24 protein-coding genes and 2 pseudogenes are annotated in these 25,366 nt (G+C 65.2%); 18 read left to right on the top strand and 8 right to left on the bottom strand.

The features are described from left to right. Positions 1-15 precede the first annotated feature (15 nt). Genes THIMADRAFT_RS05690 through THIMADRAFT_RS05700 form a run of 3 tightly spaced genes read right to left on the bottom strand, consistent with a single transcriptional unit; the run spans position 16 to position 4,341 of the window. On the bottom strand, positions 16-1,095 hold the full coding sequence (locus THIMADRAFT_RS05690) for a lipocalin-like domain-containing protein (protein WP_007192027.1): 1,080 nt from the start codon (positions 1,093-1,095) through the stop codon (positions 16-18). Then, a complete protein-coding gene (locus THIMADRAFT_RS05695; RefSeq protein ID WP_007192028.1) occupies positions 1,095-3,665 on the bottom strand; it encodes an ABC transporter permease in 2,571 nt (856 codons plus the stop codon). The genes THIMADRAFT_RS05690 and THIMADRAFT_RS05695 overlap by 1 nt, the downstream gene beginning before the upstream one ends. 4 nt (positions 3,666-3,669) lie before the next feature. Then, positions 3,670-4,341 carry an ABC transporter ATP-binding protein gene (locus tag THIMADRAFT_RS05700; protein ID WP_007192029.1) on the bottom strand — a complete coding sequence of 224 codons (672 nt, stop codon included), beginning with the start codon at positions 4,339-4,341 and terminating at the stop codon, positions 3,670-3,672. A gap of 254 nt (positions 4,342-4,595) precedes the next feature. Between THIMADRAFT_RS05700 and THIMADRAFT_RS05705 the strand changes: the two genes are divergently transcribed. From THIMADRAFT_RS05705 to tilS, 5 genes and pseudogenes are all read left to right on the top strand, one after another. Beyond that, positions 4,596-5,303 (top strand): type 1 glutamine amidotransferase, encoded by a 708-nt coding sequence (locus THIMADRAFT_RS05705; protein WP_007192030.1) that lies wholly within the window; start codon positions 4,596-4,598, stop codon positions 5,301-5,303. 247 nt (positions 5,304-5,550) lie between these two features. Next, positions 5,551-5,682, top strand: a pseudogene (locus THIMADRAFT_RS28210) (DUF3096 domain-containing protein); the annotation flags it as partial. A 12-nt stretch (positions 5,683-5,694) separates the two neighbouring features. After that, positions 5,695-5,847, top strand: a complete 153-nt coding sequence (locus tag THIMADRAFT_RS27815) for a DUF3096 domain-containing protein (RefSeq protein ID WP_233490197.1) — start codon at positions 5,695-5,697, stop codon at positions 5,845-5,847. Positions 5,848-6,194: 347 nt separating this feature from the next. After that, positions 6,195-7,169, top strand: coding sequence for an acetyl-CoA carboxylase carboxyl transferase subunit alpha (gene accA, locus THIMADRAFT_RS05715; RefSeq protein ID WP_007192032.1), 975 nt, complete (start codon positions 6,195-6,197; stop codon positions 7,167-7,169). A 4-nt stretch (positions 7,170-7,173) separates the two neighbouring features. Further along, positions 7,174-8,529: a tRNA lysidine(34) synthetase TilS gene (gene tilS, locus THIMADRAFT_RS05720; protein ID WP_007192033.1), complete on the top strand. Its 1,356-nt coding sequence runs from the start codon at positions 7,174-7,176 to the stop codon at positions 8,527-8,529. 349 nt (positions 8,530-8,878) lie between these two features. Here the strand turns inward: tilS and trxA are convergent, their stop codons facing one another. Then, positions 8,879-9,739: a thioredoxin gene (trxA, locus tag THIMADRAFT_RS05725; RefSeq protein WP_007192034.1), complete on the bottom strand. Its 861-nt coding sequence runs from the start codon at positions 9,737-9,739 to the stop codon at positions 8,879-8,881. Between the two features lie 315 nt (positions 9,740-10,054). On the opposite strand from trxA, the gene trxC reads away from it, so the two are divergent. The 4 genes from trxC to greA all read left to right on the top strand — a co-directional run bounded on the left by trxC (position 10,055) and on the right by greA (position 15,998). After that, the gene (gene trxC, locus THIMADRAFT_RS05730) at positions 10,055-10,489 is read left to right on the top strand and encodes a thioredoxin TrxC (RefSeq protein WP_007192035.1); all 435 of its coding nucleotides are present in this window, start codon (positions 10,055-10,057) and stop codon (positions 10,487-10,489) included. A 459-nt stretch (positions 10,490-10,948) separates the two neighbouring features. Beyond that, the gene (carA, locus tag THIMADRAFT_RS05735; protein ID WP_040729866.1) at positions 10,949-12,094 is read left to right on the top strand and encodes a glutamine-hydrolyzing carbamoyl-phosphate synthase small subunit; all 1,146 of its coding nucleotides are present in this window, start codon (positions 10,949-10,951) and stop codon (positions 12,092-12,094) included. Positions 12,095-12,180: 86 nt separating this feature from the next. Next, positions 12,181-15,390 carry a carbamoyl-phosphate synthase large subunit gene (gene carB, locus THIMADRAFT_RS05740; protein ID WP_007192037.1) on the top strand — a complete coding sequence of 1,070 codons (3,210 nt, stop codon included), beginning with the start codon at positions 12,181-12,183 and terminating at the stop codon, positions 15,388-15,390. Between the two features lie 131 nt (positions 15,391-15,521). After that, a complete protein-coding gene (gene greA, locus THIMADRAFT_RS05745) occupies positions 15,522-15,998 on the top strand; it encodes a transcription elongation factor GreA (RefSeq protein WP_007192038.1) in 477 nt (158 codons plus the stop codon). Between the two features lie 251 nt (positions 15,999-16,249). On the opposite strand, the gene THIMADRAFT_RS05750 is transcribed toward greA, so the two are convergent. The 3 genes from THIMADRAFT_RS05750 to THIMADRAFT_RS05760 are packed head-to-tail and all read right to left on the bottom strand — an operon-like array spanning position 16,250 to position 17,796. Then, a complete protein-coding gene (locus THIMADRAFT_RS05750) occupies positions 16,250-17,104 on the bottom strand; it encodes an SDR family oxidoreductase (protein ID WP_007192039.1) in 855 nt (284 codons plus the stop codon). 19 nt (positions 17,105-17,123) lie between these two features. Then, positions 17,124-17,567, bottom strand: coding sequence for a PIN domain-containing protein (locus THIMADRAFT_RS05755; protein WP_007192040.1), 444 nt, complete (start codon positions 17,565-17,567; stop codon positions 17,124-17,126). Then, entirely contained in the window at positions 17,557-17,796 is a 240-nt protein-coding gene (locus tag THIMADRAFT_RS05760; RefSeq protein ID WP_007192041.1) for a hypothetical protein, read from the bottom strand. The genes THIMADRAFT_RS05755 and THIMADRAFT_RS05760 overlap by 11 nt, the downstream gene beginning before the upstream one ends. A 152-nt stretch (positions 17,797-17,948) precedes the next feature. Between THIMADRAFT_RS05760 and THIMADRAFT_RS05765 the strand changes: the two genes are divergently transcribed. From THIMADRAFT_RS05765 to THIMADRAFT_RS25455, 9 genes and pseudogenes are all read left to right on the top strand, one after another. After that, positions 17,949-18,308 carry an FmdB family zinc ribbon protein gene (locus THIMADRAFT_RS05765; protein ID WP_007192042.1) on the top strand — a complete coding sequence of 120 codons (360 nt, stop codon included), beginning with the start codon at positions 17,949-17,951 and terminating at the stop codon, positions 18,306-18,308. 104 nt (positions 18,309-18,412) lie between these two features. Continuing rightward, positions 18,413-20,191, top strand: coding sequence for an aspartate--tRNA ligase (gene aspS, locus THIMADRAFT_RS05775; protein WP_007192043.1), 1,779 nt, complete (start codon positions 18,413-18,415; stop codon positions 20,189-20,191). 7 nt (positions 20,192-20,198) lie between these two features. Continuing rightward, positions 20,199-20,780, top strand: coding sequence for a dihydroneopterin triphosphate diphosphatase (nudB, locus tag THIMADRAFT_RS05780; protein WP_007192044.1), 582 nt, complete (start codon positions 20,199-20,201; stop codon positions 20,778-20,780). A 27-nt stretch (positions 20,781-20,807) separates the two neighbouring features. Further along, the gene (locus THIMADRAFT_RS05785) at positions 20,808-21,263 is read left to right on the top strand and encodes a hypothetical protein (RefSeq protein ID WP_007192045.1); all 456 of its coding nucleotides are present in this window, start codon (positions 20,808-20,810) and stop codon (positions 21,261-21,263) included. After that, positions 21,260-22,393, top strand: coding sequence for a DNA methyltransferase (locus THIMADRAFT_RS28505; RefSeq protein ID WP_007192046.1), 1,134 nt, complete (start codon positions 21,260-21,262; stop codon positions 22,391-22,393). The genes THIMADRAFT_RS05785 and THIMADRAFT_RS28505 overlap by 4 nt, the downstream gene beginning before the upstream one ends. Continuing rightward, complete coding sequence (locus THIMADRAFT_RS05795) at positions 22,393-22,686, top strand: nucleotidyltransferase family protein (RefSeq protein WP_007192047.1); 294 nt, start codon at positions 22,393-22,395, stop codon at positions 22,684-22,686. Before THIMADRAFT_RS28505 ends, THIMADRAFT_RS05795 begins: the two co-directional genes overlap by 1 nt. Next, the gene (locus THIMADRAFT_RS05800) at positions 22,676-23,044 is read left to right on the top strand and encodes a HepT-like ribonuclease domain-containing protein (RefSeq protein WP_007192048.1); all 369 of its coding nucleotides are present in this window, start codon (positions 22,676-22,678) and stop codon (positions 23,042-23,044) included. The genes THIMADRAFT_RS05795 and THIMADRAFT_RS05800 overlap by 11 nt, the downstream gene beginning before the upstream one ends. Positions 23,045-23,127: 83 nt before the next feature. Further along, positions 23,128-23,343: pseudogene (locus tag THIMADRAFT_RS28215) on the top strand (DEAD/DEAH box helicase family protein); the annotation flags it as partial. A gap of 154 nt (positions 23,344-23,497) precedes the next feature. Continuing rightward, on the top strand, positions 23,498-24,223 hold the full coding sequence (locus THIMADRAFT_RS25455; protein WP_267878397.1) for a DEAD/DEAH box helicase family protein: 726 nt from the start codon (positions 23,498-23,500) through the stop codon (positions 24,221-24,223). Between the two features lie 271 nt (positions 24,224-24,494). Here the strand turns inward: THIMADRAFT_RS25455 and THIMADRAFT_RS05810 are convergent, their stop codons facing one another. Further along, positions 24,495-25,343 carry an SWIM zinc finger family protein gene (locus THIMADRAFT_RS05810; RefSeq protein ID WP_007192051.1) on the bottom strand — a complete coding sequence of 283 codons (849 nt, stop codon included), beginning with the start codon at positions 25,341-25,343 and terminating at the stop codon, positions 24,495-24,497. Between the last annotated feature and the right edge of the window lie 23 nt (positions 25,344-25,366).

A 25,366-nucleotide genomic window follows, 5' to 3' on the forward strand; every position in this document is an offset into this window, starting at 1 on the left:
CTGCGCCGTTCGGGATCAAAGGCTGTCCGGCCGTTGCGCATACCCCGTCATCTCCAGATAGCCGCGTCCGACCTCCCGATCCGCCTCGTAAACCCTGACGGCACCCTCCCAGTAGACGATGCCGGTGGAGCGGCGGCCGTCGAGCTCCTGATCGTCCATCAAGGGCTCGAGGCGCAATGTCCTGCCCGCGACCTCCAAGGTCCACTCGACCGGATACCGGGTCCCGGTGCGGGGCGACTGCCAGAGGCGACCGGGCTGGAAGCGCACCTCGTCCGGGACGAGTGTTCGAGCGGGCGCGGCGCCGTCTCGGAGCGTTCCGGAGGTCCAGAGGGCCGAGCCGTCGCGCCCGCGCATCCGGAACGCCATCAGCGAGCCGCCGTCGTGCAGGTTGATGCCGATCCAATCCCAGCCTTGGGCCTCCTCGGGCATGATCTCGCTGGACCATTCGTGGTCGAGCCAGGCATGGCCCGTCACGTGACGATCCGTGCCGTCGAGCCGAATGCGGCCCTCGACGGCGAGTTGGGGTCGGCTGTAGTAGTAGCTGGCGTTGCTCGGGTCGGGGGTCTTTTGGCTGAATCCGCCGCGGCCGTTCGGCAGGGGCGGACCGGTCGTGACCAGCTCGAGATCAAGCGCGAAGTCGTCCGCCTCGATTCGAGTCCGATATCGCTCGGGCCCGTCCGTGGCATCCGACGCGAGCTCCCAGTCCGCGATCCATGCTCGGGTTTGCCCCATGGCCGCACCGGCCAGGGGCTCGAGTGCGCGCTCGATCCGCTCGGCATGGATCAGCGACCCGACCGACGGATCGGCGATCGCCGCATGGGCCAGGATGAGCTGGCGCGGTGCGAAGCGGCTTGGGTTGTCCGCGCCGATGCCGGTGCCGACCCGGAAGAAGGTGACCTGAAAGCCCCGCTCGATACCTGTCTCGTCGGTCAGCCAGCCGGTGATGTACCACCACTCGGTGCGGTAGTCCGGATGCGCGCCCGTGTCCGCGGGAAAGGCCAGGGGGCGGCCTTCGATCACCGGCGCAAAGTCGCTCGCCGCGGCAAACGCGATCGGCCAGCAGAGTGCGAGTGTCAGTGCGAGCCAAACCGGCATCACCAATCCTCCCGCACCGCAAGCACCGCATCCTGGCGCATCGCCTGCCGACCCGCGAGTCGGGCGGCGAGCGCGGCGAGGAGGATCATCGCCGAGCCGAAAACGAGCAGCGTGGCGAGCGGAAGCTGCATGTCCATGCTCCAATGAAAACTCTGGGGATTGATGACCCGGATCAGCACCAGCGCGATCGCCGCGCCTGCGGCCAGTCCGACGCCCACGCCGACCGCGGCGGTCAGCGCCGCCTCCAGGGCCAGAAGTGTCCCGATCCGGCGTCTCGGCAGCCCCAGATGACGCAGGATCCCGAACTCCTTTTGGCGGCTGCTCGCGAGCGCGGCGAAGGTGGTCCCGATGCCGAACAGGCCGATCGTCACCGCGACAGCCAGCATGAGATAGGTTGCCAGGAAGGTGCGGTCGAAGACCTGCAGGATCATGCTGCGCAGCTCCCCGGGCAGGATCATCTCGCTGACCCGATCGCCGAGAGTGGCGCGGATAGCGCTCATCACCTCGACGGGATCCGTTCCGGGCGCAAGGCTGAGGCCCAAATCATTAGTGCGGCGATCGCCCGTCAGTGCGCGGAAGGTCTCCAGCTCGATGACCGCCGCGCCCTGTTGGCGTGCATAGTCGCGCCAGATCCCGACGATGCGAAAGGTCTGAATTTGCTCGCCGAGGGGCAGGGCGAGCGGATCATCGACCCCGAGATCCAGCCGATCGGCCAGGGCCTCCGAGATCCAGGTCGGCGGATCCGTTCCCGGCCCGGCGGGCGGGTCGAGCGTGCCGGCGACGAGCGGAAGCCCGGAGGTGTCCTGCACCGGTCGGGCGATGAGTGCGATCGCCTCGCGGACCTCGCCGATGCGCAGGTTCTCGAAGCGCACCGGTCGCACGCCCGCCACGCCCGGCAGCGCGGCGACGCGCGCCACGGCATCCGGATCCAGATAGCCGCTTGCGCCCGAGTCGGATGCGCGCAGATAGAGATCCGCCGGGAGCATCCGGGTCAGCCAGGCGTCGAGCGAATCGCGGAACGAGTCGACCATGATGGCCATGGAGACCGCCAAGGCGACGCTGGCCACGACCCCGACACCGGCCACGACCGCCTGCCCCGGGGCGGCGGCCAGTCGTGCCCGCGCCAATCGGGTCACGAGCGAGCCCCGCACCGGCAAGAGACGCATGGCGCCGACCGTGGCGCCCGGGATGGCGAGAACGGCGGCGACCAGGATGAGCGCGACGGCCAGATAACCGGACACAGGCACCCCGCCGATCGGCGGGAGCAGACAGAGCAGTGCGGCGACGGACAGCGCGATCAGTGCCGCACCCCGGCGCGGACGCGCCTGATAGACCTCGGCCTCGTCGCCCGCCCGCAGACCGCGAGCGGGCACCATCCGTGCGGCCTCGCGTGCCGGCAGCCAGGCGCCGGCCACACCCGCGAGCACGCCGAGCCCGAGATAGGCCAGCGTCAGGACCGGCTCGACGCGCAGCTGCGGGGCGACGCCTCGAAAAAAGCCGGCGCCCAGATCGCCGCCGATCAGACGAAAGGCGAGTGCCGTCAGCAGATAGGCCAGGAGCACGCCGGCGATGCCGCCGATCAGGCCGAGCAGGGCGCCCTCCGTGAGCAACCCGCGCTCGAGGCTGTTGCGGTCCAGGCCGAGCGCGCGCAGGAAGGCGAATTCGCGGCGTCGGCGCACGACCGCAAGCCACTGCGTCGAGAAGACCAGGAAGCCGCCGGTCAGCAGCGCGATCGCCGCCAGCATGGTCAGATTGACCCGATAGGCACGCGACACGCCCGTGACCTCGGAGGCCGTCTCCTCCGGGGTCAGAAGCGTGACGCCCGGCGGCAACAGGTCGCGCAGCAGCTCCTGCGCCGGCCCGCGCTCGATCCCCGGGGCGAGCCGCAGATCGATCCGGGTCAGACGACCGATCCGATCGAAGGTCTGCTGAGCACCGGCAATGTCCATCACTGCCAGTACCTGCCCGACGCCGGCGCTCGGCACGGAGCCCGCAACCCGCAAACGCGCCTCGCCGATCCCGACCTGGACCACGACCGCATCCCCGGCATCGAGCTCGAGTCGCGTGCTCGCGGCAGGGCTCAGGAAGAGGGCGTCGGGCTGGAGTGCAGCCAGTCGATCGGGGCGATCCGCGTCGGAGCCTTCGGGGTCCTCGCCGTCCGCCGCCGCCGTCTCGACGATGGGCAACAACGAGGGCGTCACCTGCGCAACGCGGAAGAGATCGATCCCGAACACCCGCAAGGTTTCGTCGCGACCCGGCAGCCGGGCTTGAATCTCCAGGAGCGGGCTCGCCGCGGCCACCGTCGGATGCAGGGCGATCCGCGCATAGACCGCGTCGTCGAAGCCGCTGCGCGGGCCGACCACCTGAAGATCGGCTTCCCCGCTCAGCAGGCGCATCCCGCGATCGAGCTCGTCGAGCGCGGCGGTATGGATGAGCTGCACCGCCAGCCCGAGCGCCACGCCGAGCGCGATCGCGAGCAGAGACAGCGCGGTGGCGAGGCGCCGCCGCCGAAGACTGGCGAGAAAGACATGCCGCAGTGCAGCGCTGTTGCCGGATCCGAGGATGCCCATCGTCCTATCCCACATCCGCGACCAGGCCGCTCGCGGTTAGGCGCAGGATGCGGTCGGCATGGGCGGCGGCCGCGCGCGAATGCGTGACCAGGATCCCGATTGCACCGGCGTTGTGGATGCCCTCGAACAGTAGCTCGAGCACACCCTGCGCGCGTTCTGGGTCGAGGTTCCCGGTTGGCTCGTCGCAGAGCACGACCGCCGGCGCATGCACCAGCGCGCGGGCGATGGCGACGCGTTGCAGCTCGCCGCCGGAGAGATGACGCGGCCAGTCGTCGCCGCGCCGACCCAGTCCCACGCGCTCGAGCATGGCGCGGGCGCGCCGGTCGGCGACGGCCTCCTGCTCGTCGAGCAGCCACAGCGGCAGGGCGACGTTCTGAGCCAAGGTCAGGTGCGGCAGGACATGGAACGCCTGGAATACGAACCCCAGCTCGCGCCGACGCATCCGGGAGCAGGCGTCCTCGTCGAGCGAGGTCACCTCGGTGTCGCGCAACCGGATACGGCCGCCGTCGACCGGCTCCAGACCCGCGATGCAGTTCAGAAAGGTCGACTTGCCCACGCCGGACTCGCCCATCACGGCGACCGACTCGCCCGGCGAGAGGTGCAAGGACACCTGCTCGAAGAGTGGATGATCGAGGGAGGTGTCGAAACGCTTCGAGAGGTTTTCGATAGACAGCATCGGTGACCGATAGTGGTGAGTGGTGAGTGGCTGGAAACGAAAGCGTGAACAGTGGCTTAGTAACCGGAAAGCCGAGAGGCCGGCGCCTGTCGGGTCTACATCCGGCCATGGGCCCGGACCATTCTATATCGAGGCGGCCCCCGAAAACCCTTTGCGTCCTTCGCGCCTTTGCGGTTCAAATTAACCGACCTCGGCCGGCTGCCGACATCCAGGCGGGCCTCGACCGACATGACCATCTGCCGAAGAGGCCATCCATGAGGGTTCAGGTCCTGCAGCACGTCCCGTTCGAGGACATCGGCTCGATGGCGTCGTGGTTGGCGGAGCGCGGCATCACCCCGAGCTACACGCGCTTTTACGACGATGGTGGGCTTCCGCCGATCGATGGCCTCGACCTCGTCATCGTCATGGGCGGTCCGATGAGCGTCAACGACGAGGCGCAGCTGCCATGGCTGCGCGCCGAGAAGCGGTTCTTGCGCGAGGCGATCGCGCACGGGGTTCGGGTGCTCGGGGTCTGTCTGGGCGCACAACTGATTGCCGACGCACTCGGTGCCCATGTCTATCCCAATGCGGAGAAGGAGATCGGCTGGTTCCCGATTCACGGGATCCGCGAGGGCGCCGATACGGCTGAAGACTGTTGCCGCTTTCCGGTCGACAGCCTGGTCTTCCACTGGCACGGCGAGACCTTCGAGCTTCCGTCCGGCGCCGTGCGTTTGGCGCGCAGCATGGCCTGCGAGAACCAGGCGTTCCGGATCGGCCGGCAGGTGGTCGGACTCCAGTTTCACCTGGAGACCACGGCGCAGAGTGCGGCGGCGATCCTCGATCACTGCCGGGACGAGCTGGTACCGGGGCCCTGGATCCAGACCGAGGCGGCGATTCGCGCGGTCGACGCGGGGGTTTACGCCGAGGCCAATCGGCTCATGAGTCGAATCCTGGACGATCTCGTCGGACCAGCGAGGCCCTGATTCGGCCAAACGACGGATCAAAACGTAGCTACGGCGCCGCGTCTTAGGCGGCGGTGGGTGGTCTGGGTGGGCGAGCGGGAGCGAAGTCCACCGGACCCCGTGCCGACGCTGGTGGGCTGCGCTGCGCTTTGCCCAACCCGTTCATCTTTGATCTTGCATCGTTTCGAAGTTGCCTCGAGCCCCGGCGAATCCCACGAATCGAGGCCGCATCCCGAGTTTCAACCAGACCAGCAAAGGTGATAGACCGATGGAGATCCCGAGCGTCCTCGTCCAGTGGCCGTTGCAGGCCGTTCTTGCGATCGTTGCGGGCCTGATCATCCTGATGGTTCCACGGGTTCTCAACTATGCCGTGGCAACCTATCTGCTCGGGGTCGGTGCACTCGGTCTTCTTCTGGTCTACCAGGGGCAGGCCGTGAAGGCGCAAACGATCATCGCCCTGGTGGCCGGTGTGCTGATCCTGGTCAAGCCCAACATCCTCAACTACGTCATCGGGATTTACCTGATTCTCGTGGGCCTGCTCGAGTCCGGCGTCATCCGCATCTAAACCGCGTCCGGAGCGGCATGCGTCGTTCTTGGATGGGAGCTGCCACCGTCGGATCCTTGAACGTCCCAGCTGACGCGGTTTAGGATTCTGAAAAACAGAAACTTTAACCTGCGTGCCGGCCGAGTTTCAGGCGTGCGCTCACCGTAGGACTCACCCGGAGTTCAGCAACTCGCTCCGGACTCGGCTTAAGCGCTCATCCGGTGCGGATCGATCGCCAGGGTGCGCGCATCCTCAGCCTTGCGCGCTGATGCGCCGCGTGCCGGCAACCCAAAGATCCTCGACGGCGGCTTGAACTCGCGGGACGGCAATGCCAGACTCCCGCAGCTTCCAACGAGGATCCTGTGGTTATGGACCTGAACTTTCTCGACTTCGAACAGCCCATCGCAGAGCTCGAGGCCAAGATCGAAGAGCTGCGTCTTGTCGGCTTCGACAACGAGCTGAACATCCAAGAAGAGATCGAGCGGCTTCATACCAAGTGTGTCGCGCTCACCGAATCCATCTTCTCCGCGCTCACCCCTTGGCAGATCTCGCAGCTCTCGCGGCATCCGCAGCGGCCTTACCTGCTTGACTACGTGCGGCGGATCTTCGACGAGTTCCACGAGCTGCACGGCGACCGTGCCTTTGCGGACGACCGCGCCATCGTGGGCGGGATGGCGCGCATCGAGGGTCGGCCGGTCATGGTGATCGGCCATCAGAAGGGCCGCGACACCAAGGAGAAGATCCTGCGCAACTTCGGGATGCCGCGTCCCGAAGGCTATCGCAAGGCGCTGCGTTTGATGGAGATGGCGGAGCGCTTCAGTCTGCCGATCCTGACCTTCATCGACACACCCGGGGCCTATCCGGGCGTGGGTGCCGAGGAGCGCGGCCAGAGCGAGGCGATCGCGCGCAATCTGCGCGAGATGTCCAGGCTCCGCACCCCGATCCTTTGTACGGTCGTCGGCGAGGGTGGCTCCGGCGGTGCACTCGCGATCGGCGTCGGCGACTGGCTGGGCATGCTGCAGTTCAGCACCTACTCGGTGATCTCGCCCGAGGGCTGCGCCTCGATCCTCTGGAAGAGCGCGGATAAGGCCCAGCTCGCCGCCGAGGCGATGGCCATCACCTCGGACAAGCTCCTCGAGCAGGGCCTGATCGATCAGATCATCAAAGAGCCGCTCGGCGGCGCGCACCGCAACCCGGAGGCGACCGCGGCGTCGATCAAGGCCGCTCTCGTGAGCCGTCTCGACGAGCTGTGCGGGACCGATCCGGATGTGCTGATCGCCGGGCGCTACAAGCGCTTGATGGGCTACGGCAAGTTCAAGGACGAACGCTCCGCGCCGCGGTGAGTCCGTGACCGGGTACGTCCCCGAGCACCTGGCCGAGGCGCTCCGCCGACTCGGCCCGTTCGGTGACTGCTGGATCGCCTTCAGCGGCGGCACGGATTCGACGGCTCTGCTTCACGCGGCCGCCGCCGGAGCCGATCAAAGGCTCGGCGTGCTGCGTGCCATCCACATCGACCACGGTCTCCACCCGGACTCGCCGCTCTGGGCCGATCACTGTCGCCGCATCTGCGACAGCCTCGGCGTGCCCCTCGTGGTGCGCTGTCTGAATCTCGCACCCATCCCCGGAGAGAGCCTCGAGGCGACGGCGCGCGAGGCGCGCTACCGCACGCTCGCCGAGGTGCTGCGCCCCCGCGATCTCATGCTGACGGCGCACAATCAGGACGATCAGGCCGAGACGCTGTTGCTCGCGCTCTTGCGCGGGAGCGGGGTTCACGGGTTGGCGGCGATGCCGTGCGAGGCCGTGCTCGGGCGTGGCCGCCTGGTGCGGCCGCTGCTCGATGTTCCGAGGGCGATGCTCGAGCAGTACGTCCGTGATCTCGGGCTATCGTGGATCGAGGACCCGAGCAACGCGTCGGTCCGGATGGACCGCAACTATCTGCGCAGCAGCGTCGTCCCGTTGCTGCGCTCGCGTTGGCCGGCACTCTCCTCGACCATCTCTCGCAGTGCGGGGCATTGTGCAGAGGCGGCCCGACTGGTCGACGGCCTGGCCGATGAGCGGATGGAGGCGTGCACCGGCGCGCATCCCGGTACGCTTGCCATCCCGGCGCTCGCAGGTTTGGAGCGCGCGCGTCGCAAGGCCGTGCTGCGATTGTGGCTGCGCCGCCGCGGCTTCGCGCTACCCGACGTGCGTCATCTCGAGCGCATCCTCGACGAGGTCTTGACTGCTCGCTCCGAAGCCGACCCGTTGGTCGCCTGGTCGGGTTGCGAGGTGCGCCGCTATCGGGACGACCTTTTTGCACTGGATCCCTTGCCGCCGTCGCCCGGCCCATTGACGATCCGTCGAGCGCCGAGCGGGATGCCGCCGGTGCTCGAGCTTCCGGCCGGACTCGGGTGGCTGCAATGGGAGGATACGAGCGACGGCTCGGAGCTGGCTCCGACGGTGCGCTTCGGCTCGACCGGGCTGACCTGTCGGCCGAGCCCGACGTCCCGCCGGCGCACCCTCAAGAACCTCTTTCAGGAAGCAGGCATCCCGCGCTGGCTGCGTCCCTACGTCCCCTTGGTGTTTTCGGGCGACATCCTGATTGCCGTTGCCGGTGTGTGCGGATGCCGCGGCGCGTCCCGGGACCCGGCCACGCATGAGGTACCGCAATGGCTCGGCCATCCCTGGGAAGAGCTCGGCCTCTTTTGCGATCAGGCCGACTGATCCCCCGCACCCGCCGCCATTGCAGGCGATTTCCGTGAAGAGGCATCCTGAATGCATATGCACGGGAGACCTGTAGGGCATGTCAGGACGAATGAATTCGCCCCTACATGCAGGCCGATCTTTATCCCTGAAACGACCAAAACCGGAGTCTAGCGTTGTTCATGAAGCTCGGCCGGTAGGGTGGATGAGCGAGAGCGACGTCCACCGAGCCCCGCACCGACGCAGGTGGACTGCGCTACACTTGTCCACCCTACGGCACTTGTCCACCCGGCCGCTGTGATCGGCGACGTGGCCGGGTTTGCGGGCGGGGCTGGGGTTTAAGGCGATCGCTCGGTAGGCGACTCAAGACTCAGTAGAGTGCATTCATCATCTTGGCGCGATACCCGGCGACCAGGTCGCCGCCGCCGAGCAGATCGAAGATCGCCAGCATCCCTTTGCGCGCTGCGTCCTCTTGAAATGTGCGGTCGCGTTTCATGAGGGTCAGAAGATTCTCAAGCGCGGACGCATAATCACCGCGCACGACCTGGTGTGCGGCGAGCTGGTAGCGGGCCAGGCTGTCCTTGGGATCTTCGGAGAGCCGCGCGATCAGATCCGACTCCGGCGGCGCGTCTTCGAGTGCCGTCGCGAACCGCAGCTGTCCGCGCAGCGCCAAGACCTCGGGTTCGCCTGCAAGCTCGATCGGGAGCTTGTCGATCGCCTCCTGAGCCTCGGCGATCTCGCCACGAGCCGCCATCAGCTGCAACTCGGCGAGCGCCAGGCGGGCGTTCTCCGGATCGGCCTCCCGCGCCTTGTCGATCAGGGCTCGGGCACCGGCGAGATCACCTCCGGCCAACAGGCCCTGCGCCTGGGCCAGGAGTCCGTCGGAGGCGCGCGGGATGTGCCGGTCGAGAAACTCGCGGATCTGGCCCTCGGGAAGGGCGCCCATGAACTGATCCACGGGTTGCCCGGACTTGAACAGCTGCACCGTGGGGAGGCTGCGGATACCGAACTCGGCGGCCAACGCCTGTTGCTCTTCGGTATTGACCTTCGCCAGAATGAATCGCCCGCGGTACTCGGCGGCCAGATTGGCGAGAATGGGCATCAGCATGCGACAGGGCGCGCACCAGTCGGCCCAGAAGTCGACCAGGATGGGACGGTCGAACGAGCCTTCCAGGACAACCGCCTGAAAATTCTCCGTCGTAACGGTCACAATATTCGGTGAATCGGCCATGATCGGGACACTCCTGCAGACGGGTCGGATAGGGTGGATCTAAATCGCGTCCAGAGCGACATGCGTCGTTGTCGTGTTCCGTCGGGCTCGGGGGTATGTCCGACCTTTCTGGAGGCGCGGTTTGAAAGTTAACATTTTTGAGTACCTTAAGCGGCGCCAGCCCCGGCAGTCGTCGGAGCCGGCACGGTCGAGCCCATCCAGCAAACGACGCATACCGCATCGGGCGCGGTTTAACGGTCGAACATAACTGTCGGATCAGGTCGATTCAAGCCGATCGAGCCGGGTATCCGGATACAACCGCAAGGAGTCATCGCCATGTCCGAATCGCTTCACGTTGTCTGCCCCGCCTGCGACGCGGTCAACCGGGTCCCTCGGGAGCGTCTCGGTGCCGCAGCGAAATGCGGCAAGTGTCACGGTCCGCTGTTTCTCGGCCGGCCGCTGGCGCTGGATGAGTCCCGCTTTGCGCGTCATCTCTCGCGCAGCGACCTGCCGCTCTTGGTGGATTTTTGGGCGCCTTGGTGCGGGCCTTGCCGGATGATGGCCCCGGCCTTCGAGGCCGCCGCAGGCCGGCTCGAGCCGAACCTGCGTCTCGTGAAGGTCAACACCGAAGAGGCGCAAGCCCTGGGTGCGCGTTTCGGTATTCGGAGCATCCCGACTTTGGCGCTGTTTCGCGGGGGAGCCGAGGTTGCGCGCACGGCCGGGGCGATGGACACGAACGGAATCGTCGCTTGGGCGCGGCAGGCGCTCTAAACCGCGTCTGAAGCGAGATGCTGATTTTCGAGTGAACTCGACGTTTGGTGCATCCACAACCCTTAGCGGGACGCGCTTTAGAATAATATATTTTTTAATATCTTAAGCCGCGCCGGCTCAAACGGTCGTCAATTCTGCCGGGATCGGTTGCTCTTAGCCGAAAACATCTCATACCGCGCCGGGCGCGGTTTAATACTGAATCCGGTACCGCGTCCGAGACGCAGGCCTCGTTTCGGGTGTTGCGCACGGCATAACTTGAGGGTTTCGCCGCGCCCTGTGGTGTCGCACCCCTGCGCTCGGAGACGTTCGGCCTCGCGGTGCACATGGACACCCGCGCGCGGCTTCTTTAGAATTCCCGCGGGTCAGGGCGTCGCCCGTGAGCCCGCCCAGGCGTCCATGCGCCGCCACCTGCGTTTGCGTCGCGGCCGCTGCACGCCCCCGCCCGGATCGGAGAAACCCTTGAGCAAACCCGCGGTACTCGTGCTGGAGGACGGCTCCGTCTTCCGGGGAATGTCGATCGGCGCCGATGGATCGAGCGTCGGCGAGGTGGTGTTCAACACCGCCATGTCTGGATATCAAGAGATCCTGACCGATCCCTCGTATCTGCGACAGCTCGTCACCCTAACCTATCCGCATATCGGCAACGTCGGCACCAACCCGGAGGACGAGGAGTCCGACCGCGTTCAGGCCGCCGGCCTCATCATCCGCGACCTGCCGCTCCTGCCCAGCAACTTTCGCATGACCGAGCGTCTCGACGCCTATCTGCGGCGACAGGGCATCGTCGGCATCGCCGATATCGACACTCGGCGTCTGACCCGCCTGCTGCGCGAGAAGGGCGCGCAGAACGGCTGTCTTCAGGCCGGCGACGGGATCGACGAGGCGGCGGCACTGCGCGCCGCACAGGGCTTTCCGGGCCTCAAGGGCATGGATCTGGCGCAAGAGGCATCGACGTCGGAAACCTATTCCTGGACCCAAGGCGTTTGGGTCTTGGGCGAAGGCCATCCCGAGTCCATCCATCCGGTCGGCGATCGACTGCCCTTCCACGTGGTCGCCTACGACTACGGTATCAAGCGCAACATCCTGCGGATGTTGGCCTCGCGCGGCTGTCATGTCACGGTCGTGCCCGCGCACATGCCGGCGACGACGGTGCTGGGCCTGAAGCCGGACGGGGTGTTTCTCTCCAACGGTCCGGGCGATCCGGAGCCCTGCGATTACGCCATCGCGGCGATCCGCGAGCTGCTCGACACCGACATGCCGCTCTTCGGCATCTGTCTCGGGCACCAGCTGCTGGGTCTTGCCAGCGGAGCGCGCACGCTGAAGATGAAGTTCGGCCATCACGGCGCGAATCATCCGGTGCAGGATCTCGCCACGGGCGAGGTCATGATCAGCAGCCAAAACCACGGCTTCGCGGTCGACGAGGAGACTCTGCCCCCGACGGTCGAGGCCACGCATCGCTCCTTGTTCGACGGCAGCTTGCAAGGCATCCGGCATCGGGATCGCCCGGCGTTCGGATTCCAGGGTCACCCCGAGGCGAGTCCGGGCCCCCATGATCTCGCGCCGCTCTTCGATCGTTTCATCGAGCTCATGCGCGCGCGCAAGGCCTAAAGCGCTCGTCGAGTCTTCCGGAGCCGATCCCATTCAAAAACATCGCATACCGCGCTGGGCGCGGCTTAACCGGCGAATGAACCCCCATGCCTAAGCGTACCGACATCTCCAGCATCCTGATCATCGGCTCCGGGCCGATCGTGATCGGCCAGGCGTGCGAGTTCGATTACTCCGGCGCGCAAGCCTGCAAGGCGCTGCGCGAGGAGGGTTACCGGGTCATCCTGGTGAACTCGAACCCCGCCACCATCATGACCGACCCGGAGATGGCGGACGCGACCTACATCGAGCCGGTCACCTGGCGCGCGGTCTCGGCCATCATCGAGCGCGAGCGCCCGGATGCACTCTTGCCCACCATGGGCGGGCAGACCGCGCTCAACTGTGCGCTCGATCTGGTGCGCGAGGGTGTCCTCGAGCGCTTTGGCGTGGAGCTGATCGGTGCCTCGCGCGAGGCGATCGACAAGGCCGAGGATCGGGATCTGTTTCGCAAGGCCATGCGCAAGATCGGGCTGGACATGCCCCGCTCCGCGATCGCCCATAGCCTGGAGGAGGCGATCCAGGTCCAGGCATCGATCGGCTTTCCGACCATCATTCGCCCCTCCTTCACGATGGGCGGAAGCGGCGGCGGCATCGCCTACAACCAGGAGGAGTTCGAGGAGATCTGCCGGCGCGGGCTGGACCTTTCTCCCACCAAGGAGCTCTTGATCGAGGAGTCGGCGCTGGGCTGGAAGGAGTTCGAGATGGAGGTGGTCCGCGACCGTGCGGACAACTGCATCATCATCTGCTCGATCGAGAACTTCGACCCGATGGGCGTGCACACGGGCGACTCCATCACGGTTGCGCCGGCGCAGACCCTGACGGACAAGGAATACCAGATCATGCGCAACGCCTCGATTGCGGTGTTGCGCGAGATCGGGGTCGATACCGGTGGATCGAACGTACAGTTCGCGATCAATCCGGCCGACGGTCGCATGATCATCATCGAGATGAACCCGCGGGTGTCGCGCTCCTCGGCGCTGGCCTCCAAGGCGACCGGGTTTCCGATCGCCAAGGTCGCGGCCAAGCTGGCGGTGGGCTACACGCTCGACGAGCTGCGCAACGAGATCACGGGCGGGGCGACCCCTGCGTCATTCGAGCCCAGCATCGACTATGTCGTCACCAAGATCCCGCGCTTCGCCTTCGAGAAGTTCCCGCAGGCCGACGCGCGTCTCACGACCCAGATGAAGTCGGTCGGGGAGGTGATGGCGATCGGCCGCACCTTCCAAGAGTCGCTTCAGAAGGCGGTTCGCGGGTTGGAGATCGATCGCGACGGTCTGGAGCCCCGGGTCGATCCGGACGATCCCGAGGCGCTGCGCACGATTCGTCATGAGCTGCGCCAGACCGGCGCCGAGCGAATCTTCTATCTGGCCGATGCCTTCCGATTCGGCATGAGCCTTGAAGAGGTTCATGAGCTGTCCCGGATCGACCCCTGGTTCCTGGCTCAGATCCACGATCTGGTGCGCGCCGCGCGCGAGGTTGCGGCCGGCGGTTTGAACGGGCTGAGCCCGACAATACTGCGCGCGCTCAAGCGCCAGGGGTTCTCCGACCGCCGGCTGGCCCGCCTGACCGGCACCACCGAGAAGGCGATCCGCGAGCTGCGATGGTCCCGAGGCATCCGGCCGGTTTATAAGCGGGTCGATACCTGTGCTGCCGAGTTCGCCTCCAGCACCGCCTACATGTATTCCACGTACGAGGAAGAGTGCGAGGCCGACCCCACCGATCGGAAAAAAATCATGGTCCTCGGCGGCGGCCCGAACCGCATCGGCCAAGGCATCGAGTTCGACTATTGCTGTGTCCACGCCGCCTTCGCACTGCGCGACGACGGTTACGAGACAATCATGGTCAACTGCAATCCCGAGACCGTCTCGACCGACTACGACACCTCCGACCGCCTCTATTTCGAGCCGCTGACACTGGAGGACGTGCTCGAGATCGTCGCCAAGGAGAAGCCGCTCGGCGTCATCGTGCAGTATGGCGGTCAGACGCCGCTGAAGCTCGCGCGCGATCTGGAGGCCGCCGGCGTGCCCATCATCGGCACCAGCCCGGACAGCATCGACTTGGCCGAGGATCGCGAGCGTTTCCAGCAGATGATCCAGGAGCTGGGGATTCGTCAACCGCCGAACGCGACCGCCCGCAGCGAGGCGGAGGCGGTCGAGCGGGCGGCCCGGATCGGCTATCCACTGGTGGTGCGGCCGTCTTATGTTCTGGGTGGCCGAGCGATGGAGATCGTCTATGACGAGTCCGAGCTGAATCGTTACATGCGCGAGGCGGTGCGGGTGTCCAACGAATCCCCGGTCTTGCTCGATCGCTTTCTCGACGATGCGATCGAGGTCGATATCGACGCCATCTGCGACGGTAAGGACGTGCTGATCGGCGGCATCATGGAGCACATCGAGCAGGCCGGCGTGCACTCGGGCGACTCGGCCTGCTCTCTGCCGCCCTACACCCTGTCGCCGTCGATCCAAGACCGCATGCGCGAGCAGATGGTCCAGATGGCGCATGCCCTCAAGGTCGTCGGTCTGATGAACGCGCAGTTCGCCGTCAAGGGCGAGGACGTCTACATCCTCGAGGTCAATCCGCGCGCCTCGCGGACCGTCCCCTTCGTCTCCAAGGCGATCGGTCTGCCGCTCGCGAAGGTCGCCGCGCGCTGCATGGCCGGTACGACACTCGCCGAGCAGGGCATTCGCCGCGAGCGGATGCCCAAGCACTATTTCGTCAAGGAGGCGGTCTTCCCCTTCATCAAGTTCCCGGGTGTGGACACCCAGCTCGGTCCCGAGATGAAGTCCACCGGCGAGGTGATGGGGGTCGGCGAGTCGTTCGGGGAGGCCTATGCCAAGGCGCAAGAAGGGGCGGGGACACTCCTGCCGCGACTCGGCGGCACGGCGCTGTTGAGCGTTCGCTTGGCTGATCGGGCGCGCCTCATTCGCGTCGCTCGCGACCTGGTCGGCTTCGGCTTCACCCTCTACGGCACCCACGGCACGGCACAATCGCTGCGCGACGCCGGTCTCGACTGTATCGGCGTCAACAAGGTTGCCGAGGGGCGCCCGCACGTCGTCGACATGATCAAGAACAACGACGTCGATTTCATCGTCAACACGACCGAAGGCTCTCAGGCCATTGCCGATTCGGCGGCGATCCGCCGTTCCGCGCTCCAGCATAAGGTCAGCTATACCACGACCATCTCGGGCGCCGAGGCAACCTGTCTGGCACTGAAACAACTGGACATTCTGAGCGTCAATCGGTTACAAGATCTGTCCTGATCGATCTCGCGGGCGCCTTTTGGCGCCCGCGATCTTTTCTATTCGACACCCCGAGTATCCGAACCGCCGCGCGCCATGCGCTCGACCCGCGGACCGGATGAAGGCGGTGCATCCGAGCGAGGAAGTCACCCATGAACCAGGTCCCTCTGACCGTCAGAGGCGCTGAGCAATTGCGCGAAGAGCTCGAGCGTCTCAAGCGCATCGAGCGTCCACGAATCATCGAGGCGATCGCCGAGGCGCGGGCGCACGGCGATCTCAAGGAGAACGCCGAGTACCATGCCGCGCGCGAGCAGCAGGGTTTCGTCGAAGGGCGCATCCAGGAAATCGAGGGCAAACTCGCGAACGCCCAGATCATCGACGTGACGCAGCTCGCCGCCAACGGTCGGGTTGTCTTCGGCGCGACCGTGCAGGTCTTGGAGCTGGATAAGGATGTCGAGCACAGCTTCCAGATCGTCGGCGAGGACGAGGCCGATCTCAAGCAGGGAAAGATCTCGGTCGGTTCACCCATCGCACGCTGCCTGATCGGCAAGAGCGAGGGCGATGTCACCTCGGTGCAGGTGCCGGGGGGGGTGCGGGAGTTCGAGATTCTGGAAGTGCGTTACGTTTAAACCGCGTCCGGCTGTATCTGCGACGGCAGTTGGTGGGGCTTGCCTTGGCTGATCTCCGATGCGTCGGCTGGACGCGGTTTAAACGGATGTTTTTTGTTTACGGGTTCGATGGAACCGAGAAACCTGGTCGTAGACCCCGTTCGTTGTCGTTGTCGTTGTCGTTGTCGTTGTCGTTGTCGTTGTCGTAATCGTAATCGTAATCGGATTTCCGACGACAACGACAACGAAACATTCTTCGGCGTTTGCGTATGTTATCCGGCACCGCCGCGCGAGATGCGCGCGATGACCCAATCCAGCGCGCTGTCGGGCAGGATCCGGGTGAGCACGCCGAAGAGGTGAGTGGGGAAGGTGACCGCATAGCGAATGCGCGGGCGTGGACTTTCCAGGGCATGGATAAGCGTCTTCAGCACCGCCTCGGGCGGGAGCGTGAAGGGCTGTGCGGCGCCGGTCTTGGTGAGTCGCTGCTGCGCACGCGCGTAGGCCGCGTGGTGGACACTGTGCTCGGTGTCGATGTTCGCCTTCAAGGCGGCGTAGGCGTTCTCGCGAAAGCGACTCAGGATCGGGCCCGGCTCGATCAGGGAGACCGAGATCCCGCTGCCGCGCAACTCCAGACGCAGGGTATCCGTGAGCCCTTCCAGCGCGTATTTGCTCGCGACATAGGCGCCGCGAAAGGGGAGCGGGATGAAGCCGAGGATGGAGCTGTTCTGCACGATGCGCCCATGGCCTTGCTTGCGCATGATGGGGATCACCCGGCAGGTCAGATCGTGCCAGCCCAGCAGATTGGTCTCCAGTTGGGCGCGCAGCACGTCTCGGCCCAGATCCTCGACTGCACCCGGCTGTCCGTAGGCGCCGTTGTTGAAAAGTGCGTCGAGTCTGCCGCCCGTGATATCGAGGGTTTGCGCGAGTGCGTTCGCGATACTCTCGGGGTCGTCCAGGTCGAGCTGAACCGCCGTGAGGCCCTGCTCCTTCAGGCGGGATACGTCGTCCGCCTTGCGCGCGGATGCGATAACCAGCCAGTCGCGTTGAGCCAGCCCCAGCGCGCAGGCAAGTCCGATGCCGCTCGAGCAGCCGGTGACAAGGATGGTTCGTTTGATCGAGGATGTCATCGGTGTTTTGAATCGGCGCTCAACATGGTCGGGGATTGTCGTTCTCGGAGGTCTTGAAGGGATTCCACACCCGCATGGATCCGATCTTCCATCCGTCCTGAAGGTCTTCCGTGATCAGCAGGTGGGCCTTTTCGGCCAGTGCGGTCTCCACGATCAGGCCGTCCCAAAAGGAGATCCGCGAGTCAATGCTGCGGCTGATGCCCCGAGTGACCAGGTCCGGGGTGATCACCGCGACAGGATAGGTCTTGAGGTGTTGCACGGCGGCCAAGCCTTGTCGGGGCGACATCGGACGCCCCAGTTTGCGGGTGACCGTGACAAAAAATTCCGCAAGCACCTGGGTGCTGAGCCGAATCCCGGAATCGTCGCGTAAGATCCGCTCGGCAATGGCCTGTTTCGTCGGCGCATCGTCATCGAAGAGATAGACGAGTACGTTGGTGTCGAGAAAGCGGATCTCACCGCTCATGCAGATCCTCTCGCGTCCAGGTTTGTCCGGCGCGGCCGCAACCGCACTGCTGCGCCAACGCAAGGAGGGCGTCGAGTGCTTCTTGGCGGCGCTGTCGCGCCTCGTCGGCGCGCGCGTAGTCTTGCAGGTAGCGCCCGAGTATGGCGTTGACTGAGCTGTTCTCTTCCAGTGCACGCATTCGCGCCTGCTTGAGAACCTCGTCGTCGACTGTGATTGTCAGATTGGCCATGAAGGTCTCCGCACGAGTACACTGGATCAGTGTAGCACGAGGCCGGCTAAGGGGCTGTTCTCGCTGCCCCGGCCGGTTGCGTCCTGCGGTATCCATTCTCTCTGAAACGCCTGATAATTGGCGCCAGCTTGCTTTTGTTTGAGGAACGAACGATGCCGATCTACGAGTACCGCTGCGAGGCCTGCGGTCATGCGCTTGAGCAGATTCAGAAGATCAGCGACCCGCCGCTGGTCGACTGCCCCGCGTGCGGTCAGCCGACGCTGCGCAAGCAGATCTCCGCTGCCGCCTTCAGGTTGAAGGGCGGCGGTTGGTACGAGACCGACTTCAAGAAGTCGAATCAGAAGAACTTGCACGACAGCGGCAAGAAGAAAGAGACCAAGTCGGGCGACAGCGCGGCTTCCGGGTCCAAGTCCGGCTCCGGCTCGGGCGACAAAGGCAGCAGCGCGACGGCGAAGCCAGATGCGAGCGCCGCCCCGAAGCCGAAGCCGGTCGAAAAAAAGCCCGCGGCTTGAGCCGGACGCGGCGACCGACCTTTCCCCACCCCCATCACGCAATACACCTCATCGAGCGACGCGCTGTTGCGTCGCTCGATGCGAAGACACGAGGCGAGACGACGATGCGCACGCATTACTGTGGAGAATTGAACAGCAGCCATGAGGGCCAGGAGGTCGTGTTGTGCGGCTGGGTGCATCGGCGTCGGGATCATGGCGGGGTGATCTTCATCGATCTGCGCGACCGCGACGGGCTGGTCCAAGTCGTGCTCGATCCGGATCGCGCCGAGGTCTTCGCGCGTGCCGAGCAGGCGCGCAGCGAATACGTCCTCAAGATCACCGGTCGGGTGCGCCCGCGCCCGGCAGGCACCGTCAACCCGGATCTGCCGACCGGCGAGATCGAGGTGTTGGGCCTGGATCTGGAGATCCTCAACGCCTCCGAGACCCCGCCGATCCAGCTCGACGAGCACGGCGCCGACGCCTCCGAGGAGCTGCGTCTGCGCTATCGCTATCTGGACCTGCGTCGTCCCGAGATGCAGTCGCGTCTGCGCACGCGCAGCCGCGTGACACAGGCGATGCGCTCCTTCCTCGACGCACAGGGCTTTCTCGACATCGAGACCCCGATCCTGACCAAATCCACGCCCGAGGGCGCACGCGACTATCTGGTGCCCAGTCGCACCCATCCGGGCGAGTTCTTTGCGCTGCCCCAGTCGCCGCAGCTCTTCAAGCAGCTGCTGATGATGTCCGGCATGGATCGCTATTATCAGATCGCCCGCTGCTTCCGAGACGAGGATCTGCGCGCTGACCGCCAGCCCGAGTTCACTCAGCTCGACATCGAGGTCTCCTTCATGACCGAGGACGAGCTGATGGCGATCATGGAGACCATGATCCGCACGCTCTTCCGCGATGTGCAGGGTGTCGAGCTGCCCGATCCCTTTCCGCGCCTGACCTATGCCGAGTCGATGCGCCGCTTCGGCTCGGATCGTCCGGATCTGCGCGTGCCCTTGGAGCTGATCGACGTCGGCGATCTCATGGCCGGGGTCGACTTCAAGGTCTTCGCCGAGCCGGCGCAAGACCCGGAGGGTCGCGTCGTGGCCCTGCGTCTGCCGCGCGGCGGCGAGCTCTCGCGCAAGGAGATCGACGGCTACACCCAGTTCGTCGGCATCTATGGCGCGAAGGGCCTGGCCTACATCAAGGTCAACGCCTGGGCGGAGAAGGGGCGCGAGGGCCTGCAGTCGCCGATCCTCAAGTTCCTGCCCGACAGTGCGGTGGACGCCATCATGACCCGCACCGAGGCCGTCGACGGCGATCTCATCTTCTTCGGCGCCGACAAGACGACGGTGGTCAACGAGTCGATGGGCGCGCTGCGGGTGCGGCTCGGTCAGGATCGCGGGCTGCTCGCCGAGGGCTGGCACCCGGTGTGGGTGGTGGACTTCCCGATGTTCGAGCGCGATGCGGTCAATCAGCGTTGGGTGGCCCTGCATCATCCCTTTACCGCGCCGAAGGAAGAGCAGCTGGACCTGCTCGAGAGCGATCCGGGTGCCTGTCTCTCGCGTGCCTACGACATGGTGCTGAACGGCACCGAGATCGGCGGCGGCTCCATCCGTATCCATCGCGATGCGGTTCAGCGGCAGGTCTTCAAGCTCTTGGCCATCAGCGACGAGCAGGCCGAGGATCGCTTCGGCTTCCTGCTCAAGGCGCTGCGCTTCGGTTGTCCGCCGCACGGCGGCATCGCGTTCGGTCTGGATCGTCTGGTGATGCTGATGACCGGTGCGAGCTCGATCCGCGACGTCATGGCCTTCCCCAAGACCCAGAGCGCGGCCTGCCTGCTGACCGACGCGCCCTCGGCCGTGGACGAGAACCAGCTCAAGGAGCTCGCCCTGCGCATCAGGCTAAGGGCCTGAGCCGGGGATGCCTGTCGATGGGGCGGGGATGATGCCGGGGCCGGCCGTCGATGATTCCGCGCGGCCGGTTCGACCGCGCGAGGAGACGCCGAGCATTGCGCTCGGCGTTCAAGCCGATGACCAGACCTTGGAGCCGGCACCCATGTCGGACGAGACCCGCAAGCGCGCTCAATCGGTGCTGGTCGTCATCTGCACCCGCGGAGGCGAGTTTCTGCTGCTGAAACGGACCCGCCCTGCCGGCTTCTGGCAGTCGGTCACCGGCAGCCTGGCGCTCGGCGAGTCGCCGCGACACGCGGCGGCACGCGAGGTCTTCGAAGAGACCGGCTTGCGGGTCGGCGGCGCCCTGATCGATCTGCGGCACTCCAACCTCTTTCCCATCATCCAAGCCTGGCGGAAACGCTACGCCCCCAACGTCTGCTTCAATCGCGAATATTGGTTCGCCCTGGTGTTGGAGACGCGACGCTTCATCCGGCTCGATCCACGCGAGCACACCGAGTACCGATGGCTGTCGGCCCACCCGGCGTTGGCCTTGGCGACGTCCCGCACCAATCGGGATGCCATTCGCGGGCTGGCCGGTATTCCTTGGTAGAGGCATCGCTCGGGTGTACCCGTCGGAATGTCGCGGCACGAGCTGCCCCGCCGTACCGGCGAGGCCCACCTCTACCGTCTCAATCACCCGCTTGCCGAGGCCCTCGGCGCCAGGGCCAAGGGCCGCGACCTTCCACCCGCCGAGATCCGTTTCGACTACGCCAAACATCCCGGTAAGATCAGCCGTGTCGAGCCGCTGATCGGTCGTTCCGGCGGGCTCACACTCTGTACCTTCAGCGTGGAATCCTTGGGCCAATCAGAGGATCATCTGATCTTCGCTGCCGCGACGGATGAGGGCGAGCCGCTTGATCCTGAGACTGCCGCCCGCTTGATGACCTTACCCGGCGAGGTCTCGCGCCTCGCACCCGACGATGAGCCGGACGCGCGCCAAGGCCAGCTTGCCGTGCAGATTTCCGAGCAACGTGACACTATTGAACACGGCATTTCCGAGCGCAACGCGCGGATCGATGGACGACACGAATGAGATATGAGCCTGTCACCGGCGTGCAGCCGGAGATTTTTCGTTGGGCGAGGGTCTCGGTCGGCCTGAGCGTGACCGACGTGGCGGCCATGCTCAAACGCGACCCCGAAGACGTTGCGGCGTGGGAGGCCGGCACCAAGGCACCGACCTACCCGCAACTGGAGACGTTGGCGTATCAGGTTTACAAACGTCCGCTGGCGGTCTTCTTTCTTCCGAGCCCGCCGGAGGAGCAGCTACCACAGCGCGAATTCCGAACCCTCCCGGACGCGGACATGCAGACCCTCGCGCGGGATACTGACCTCCATATCCGGCGCGCTCATACCTATCAGCTTGCCTTTAGGGATCTTTCAAAATCGACTTTCGATGACCTAATCGCAGACCAAAGGATTTGGTGGGGAAAGACAGGCCGAACCTTCCCGTTCCGGAAGCGGTTCCGTTCGGAACTTGGAGAACTCGTACCAACGACAGTCTGGATTGCACCCAATCCCGGGGACCTGGTTCTGGACTCCTTCGCCGGCTCCGGCACCACCGGCGCAGTCGCCCACAAGATGGGCCGTCGCTGGATCATCGTGGAGCTGGGCGAGCAGTGTCACACCCATATCATCCCGCGTCTGAGGAAAGTTATCGACGGCAAGGATCCCGGCGGCATCACCAAGGCGGTCGACTGGAAAGGCGGCGGCGGTTTCCGCTACTACCGCCTCGCGCCCTCGCTGCTGGAGAAGGACACCTGGGGCAACTGGGTGATCAACCGCGACTACAACGCCGCCATGCTCGCCGAGGCACTGTGCAAGCTGGAGGGCTTCATCTACGCTCCGTCGGACACCCTCTACTGGCAGCACGGCTACTCCACCGAGAGCGACTTCATCTATATCACCACCGCCAACCTGAGCCATGAGCAGCTTGAGCAACTGAACGACGAGGTCGGACCCGAGCGTAGCCTCCTGGTGCTCTGCACCGCCTTTCGTGCCCGAGCCGACCTCTACTCCAATCTCACGATCAAAAAGATTCCCCGACAGATCCTCTCGCGCTGCGAGTGGGGCCGCGACGATTACTCGCTTCGGGTGGAGAATCTTCCGAGCGCGCCGCCACAGCCGGGGCAGCATGGGTTTGATTTCGGTCAAGAGGATTCCTGATGAACAGAGAACAGGCCTTATCGGTTCTGAACGGGCATCGCGATGAGATTCGGCAACGGTTCGGCGTGAAGCATCTTGCTCTGTTCGGATCCGCTGCCCGCGATGAACTTCGGGACGGCAGTGATATCGATCTCCTGGTGGAATTCGAAGGCCCGCCGACCTTCGACGGCTATATGGATCTTAAGGATTACCTGGAGGCACTGTTCGGCACCAAGGTCGACCTTGCAACGGATGCGATGATCAAACCCCGGTTGCGCAGACATATCGAAAAGGATCTGCTCCGTGTCGCGTGACTGGACGCTACTGCTCGAAGACATCCTGGACGCCTGCCGCTTGGTAGAGCAATTCACGGCCGGGATCTCGAAAAAGGCGTTTGGACGTGACGTCCTGGTTTTTCACGCAAACGTTCGCAATCTGGACATCATCGGAGAGGCGACGAAGCAGCCCCCGGATGACGTCAAGACGAGGATGCCGGAGGTCGACTGGAGAGGCGCGGCCCGGTTTCGGGACGTCATCGCGCATCGCTACTTTGCACTCGATCCCGAAGTCGTTTGGGATATCGTCAAGACGAAGATTCCGGGGCTTAAGCAGGCAACGGCACGGCTACTGGCCGAAATGGATCAAAACGACTTTCAAGGAGGTGGTTCGTGACTGTCCGCCATGTGAACGCCATCGCCGGCCGCCTGAGCCTGCGCCCGCCCCAGCGCCGATCGCTGGAGATCCTGCATCGGATCATGGACATCACGCCGCCCGGCAAGGCGCCCGACGTCGCCGCTGTGCTGGACATCATCCGCGGGGAGTTCCCTTCGGTCTCGGATTTCGAGCGGGACTTCCCTTCGCTGTGTTTCGCGCTCGCGACCGGCGTGGGCAAGATCCGACTCATGGGCGCCTTCATCAGCTATCTGCATCAGGCCCACGGCATCGACAACTTCTTCGTGCTGGCGCCCAACCTGACCATCTACAACAAGCTGATCACGGACTTCACGCCGAACACGACAAAGTATGTCTTCCGGGGTATCGCCGAATTCGCGACCAACCCGCCCATGGTCATCACGGGCGACACCTATCGAACAACAGAATGTCACCGGGGGCGGCCTGTTCGGGATGGTGCGGATCAACATCTTCAACATCTCCAAGATCAACTCGGAGGTGCGCGGCGGCAAGGCCCCACGCATCAAGCGGCTGTCCGAGTACATCGGCACCAGCTACTTCGACGATCTGGCCGGACTGCCGGATCTGGTGCTCCTGATGGACGAGTCGCACCGCTACCGCGCGAGTGCGGGGATTCGGGCGATCAACGAGCTTCGTCCGATCCTCGGGCTCGAGCTGACGGCCACGCCCTATGTCGAGACCAGCCGGGGCGCCGTCGCCTTCAAGAACGTGATCCACGTGAACATGCTCAAGGAGGGCTGGGACGTCACCAACCTCTACACCATCGTGCCCCTGCGCGCGGCCAATGCGCGCGTCCTGATCGAGCAATCCATCGGGCGGGGTTTGCGCCTGCCTTACGGCGTTCGAACCGGTGTGACTACCGTGGACCGCCTGAACATCGTCGCACATGACTGGCGACCTTGCGATACGCGCCGGTCTCCGACGAGTTATGGGTCCAGCACCTGCGCACCGGGCAACGCGACGGCGCCGACCATCGCGAATACCAGCCCGACTTCGTCGCGGAAACGGACGCAGCCGTCTACATGCTGGAGCCGAAGATGCGTAAAGAGATGGCGGATACGGTGGTTCTCGCCAAGAAAGCCGCACCGCTGCGCTGGTGTGCCAACGCCACCGTTCATGCACTCGCCCACGGCGGCAAACCCTGGCAGTACCTGCTGATCCCTCACGACGCGATTGCGGAGAACATGACCCTGAGCGGCCTTGCCAGCCAGTTCGGAGACTAGGGTTACCGGTTCAATCGCCGCTTCGACCCCGCGGCCATGCTGCCGCGCCTCGGCGTTGCGGCCGCGCGGACCCCGCCCATGCCCTAGCGCATGCTCATATTGGCCGAGGCTCATTGGTAGTCAGGTAAGAGAATGCCCGCGCACCTGTTGGTTGCGAGCTGTGCCGGGACGCCCGTCGTGGCTGCGGGTTGCGCAAGGGGCGCCTGTTACAGCGCCGTCTTGTTCTTCTCGCGCACCCGTAGATACAGCTCCTCCATCAGTCCGACAAACGAGGCATCCTTGTCCCAGAACGGGGGATAGTCGCCGCCTTTTCGGATCAGGATGGCAGGCACCTCGGCCGGGCGCAGGGCCGGCAGCTCGCGCGGCAGGCGCTTGGTGCCGTGCCAGAACGCGTGGTAGTCGGGCGATGCGCTCGCGGGCTCGGGCCGCGTGAAGTAGCTCTCGGTGGCGACCGGCTCCGGTTTGGTGGTGTCGGTGAGGCCGTGCAGCGCGTGGCCGAGCGGGGTTTTGCTCAGGGCCGCGCGCAGCTGCTCGCGGCCGAGACCGCGCAGCTCGAACAGCAGGAAAGGATCCTGGTCGAGTTGGTTGGCCAGGCGGTAATAGACTCCGGCGATGTGCTTGCAGGGGTTGGCGTAGTCGGGGCAGGAGCAGTCGGTGAGCTTGAAATCCTGGCGATTGCGTGGCAGCAGGGAGTGGGATTGACCCTGTCCGGTGCCGGCAAAGGCGGACTCGATATTGTCCGGCATCTCGCTCATCAAGAGGCGCGCGACGAGGTCGGCGCGGCTGCCGATCCGGGCGATGGCGCGGGCCCAGTCGGCCTTCGCCAGCGGGGTCATTTGGATGCGGGTCTTGTACTTTGGTTCCTTGTAGACGCCGTAGTAGGGGTTGACGTTGCCGCGCACGGTGGCGGTGACGATGCCGTCGACGATGGCGAACTCAAGGATGCGATTGTCGCTGCTGTAGGCGCGTCCGCGCTGCAGGCGGCCGCTGTCGGTGAAGCCTTCCAGTGCCGCGAGGAAGCGGTTCCCCCACCAGGTTCTGCCCGGGTTGCTCATGGTTGTCGTCGCCTATCGCCGCG

It is taken from the genome of Thiocapsa marina 5811 (assembly GCF_000223985.1).
GTDB lineage: Bacteria > Pseudomonadota > Gammaproteobacteria > Chromatiales > Chromatiaceae > Thiocapsa > Thiocapsa marina.

Bases quoted from the DNA above. Each gene is read 5' to 3' on its own strand.
- THIMADRAFT_RS05690 (WP_007192027.1), bottom strand. From the start codon at position 1,095: ATGCCGGTTTGGCTCGCACTGACACTCGCACTCTGCTGGCCGATCGCG.
- THIMADRAFT_RS05695 (WP_007192028.1), bottom strand. From the start codon at position 3,665: ATGGGCATCCTCGGATCCGGCAACAGCGCTGCACTGCGGCATGTCTTT.
- THIMADRAFT_RS05700 (WP_007192029.1), bottom strand. From the start codon at position 4,341: ATGCTGTCTATCGAAAACCTCTCGAAGCGTTTCGACACCTCCCTCGAT.
- THIMADRAFT_RS05705 (WP_007192030.1), top strand. From the start codon at position 4,596: ATGAGGGTTCAGGTCCTGCAGCACGTCCCGTTCGAGGACATCGGCTCG.
- accA (WP_007192032.1), top strand. From the start codon at position 6,195: ATGGACCTGAACTTTCTCGACTTCGAACAGCCCATCGCAGAGCTCGAG.
- trxA (WP_007192034.1), bottom strand. From the start codon at position 9,739: ATGGCCGATTCACCGAATATTGTGACCGTTACGACGGAGAATTTTCAG.
- trxC (WP_007192035.1), top strand. From the start codon at position 10,055: ATGTCCGAATCGCTTCACGTTGTCTGCCCCGCCTGCGACGCGGTCAAC.
- carB (WP_007192037.1), top strand. From the start codon at position 12,181: ATGCCTAAGCGTACCGACATCTCCAGCATCCTGATCATCGGCTCCGGG.
- greA (WP_007192038.1), top strand. From the start codon at position 15,522: ATGAACCAGGTCCCTCTGACCGTCAGAGGCGCTGAGCAATTGCGCGAA.
- THIMADRAFT_RS05750 (WP_007192039.1), bottom strand. From the start codon at position 17,104: ATGACATCCTCGATCAAACGAACCATCCTTGTCACCGGCTGCTCGAGC.
- THIMADRAFT_RS05755 (WP_007192040.1), bottom strand. From the start codon at position 17,567: ATGAGCGGTGAGATCCGCTTTCTCGACACCAACGTACTCGTCTATCTC.
- THIMADRAFT_RS05760 (WP_007192041.1), bottom strand. From the start codon at position 17,796: ATGGCCAATCTGACAATCACAGTCGACGACGAGGTTCTCAAGCAGGCG.
- THIMADRAFT_RS05765 (WP_007192042.1), top strand. From the start codon at position 17,949: ATGCCGATCTACGAGTACCGCTGCGAGGCCTGCGGTCATGCGCTTGAG.
- aspS (WP_007192043.1), top strand. From the start codon at position 18,413: ATGCGCACGCATTACTGTGGAGAATTGAACAGCAGCCATGAGGGCCAG.
- nudB (WP_007192044.1), top strand. From the start codon at position 20,199: ATGCCTGTCGATGGGGCGGGGATGATGCCGGGGCCGGCCGTCGATGAT.
- THIMADRAFT_RS05785 (WP_007192045.1), top strand. From the start codon at position 20,808: ATGTCGCGGCACGAGCTGCCCCGCCGTACCGGCGAGGCCCACCTCTAC.
- THIMADRAFT_RS28505 (WP_007192046.1), top strand. From the start codon at position 21,260: ATGAGATATGAGCCTGTCACCGGCGTGCAGCCGGAGATTTTTCGTTGG.
- THIMADRAFT_RS05795 (WP_007192047.1), top strand. From the start codon at position 22,393: ATGAACAGAGAACAGGCCTTATCGGTTCTGAACGGGCATCGCGATGAG.
- THIMADRAFT_RS25455 (WP_267878397.1), top strand. From the start codon at position 23,498: ATGGTGCGGATCAACATCTTCAACATCTCCAAGATCAACTCGGAGGTG.
- THIMADRAFT_RS05810 (WP_007192051.1), bottom strand. From the start codon at position 25,343: ATGAGCAACCCGGGCAGAACCTGGTGGGGGAACCGCTTCCTCGCGGCA.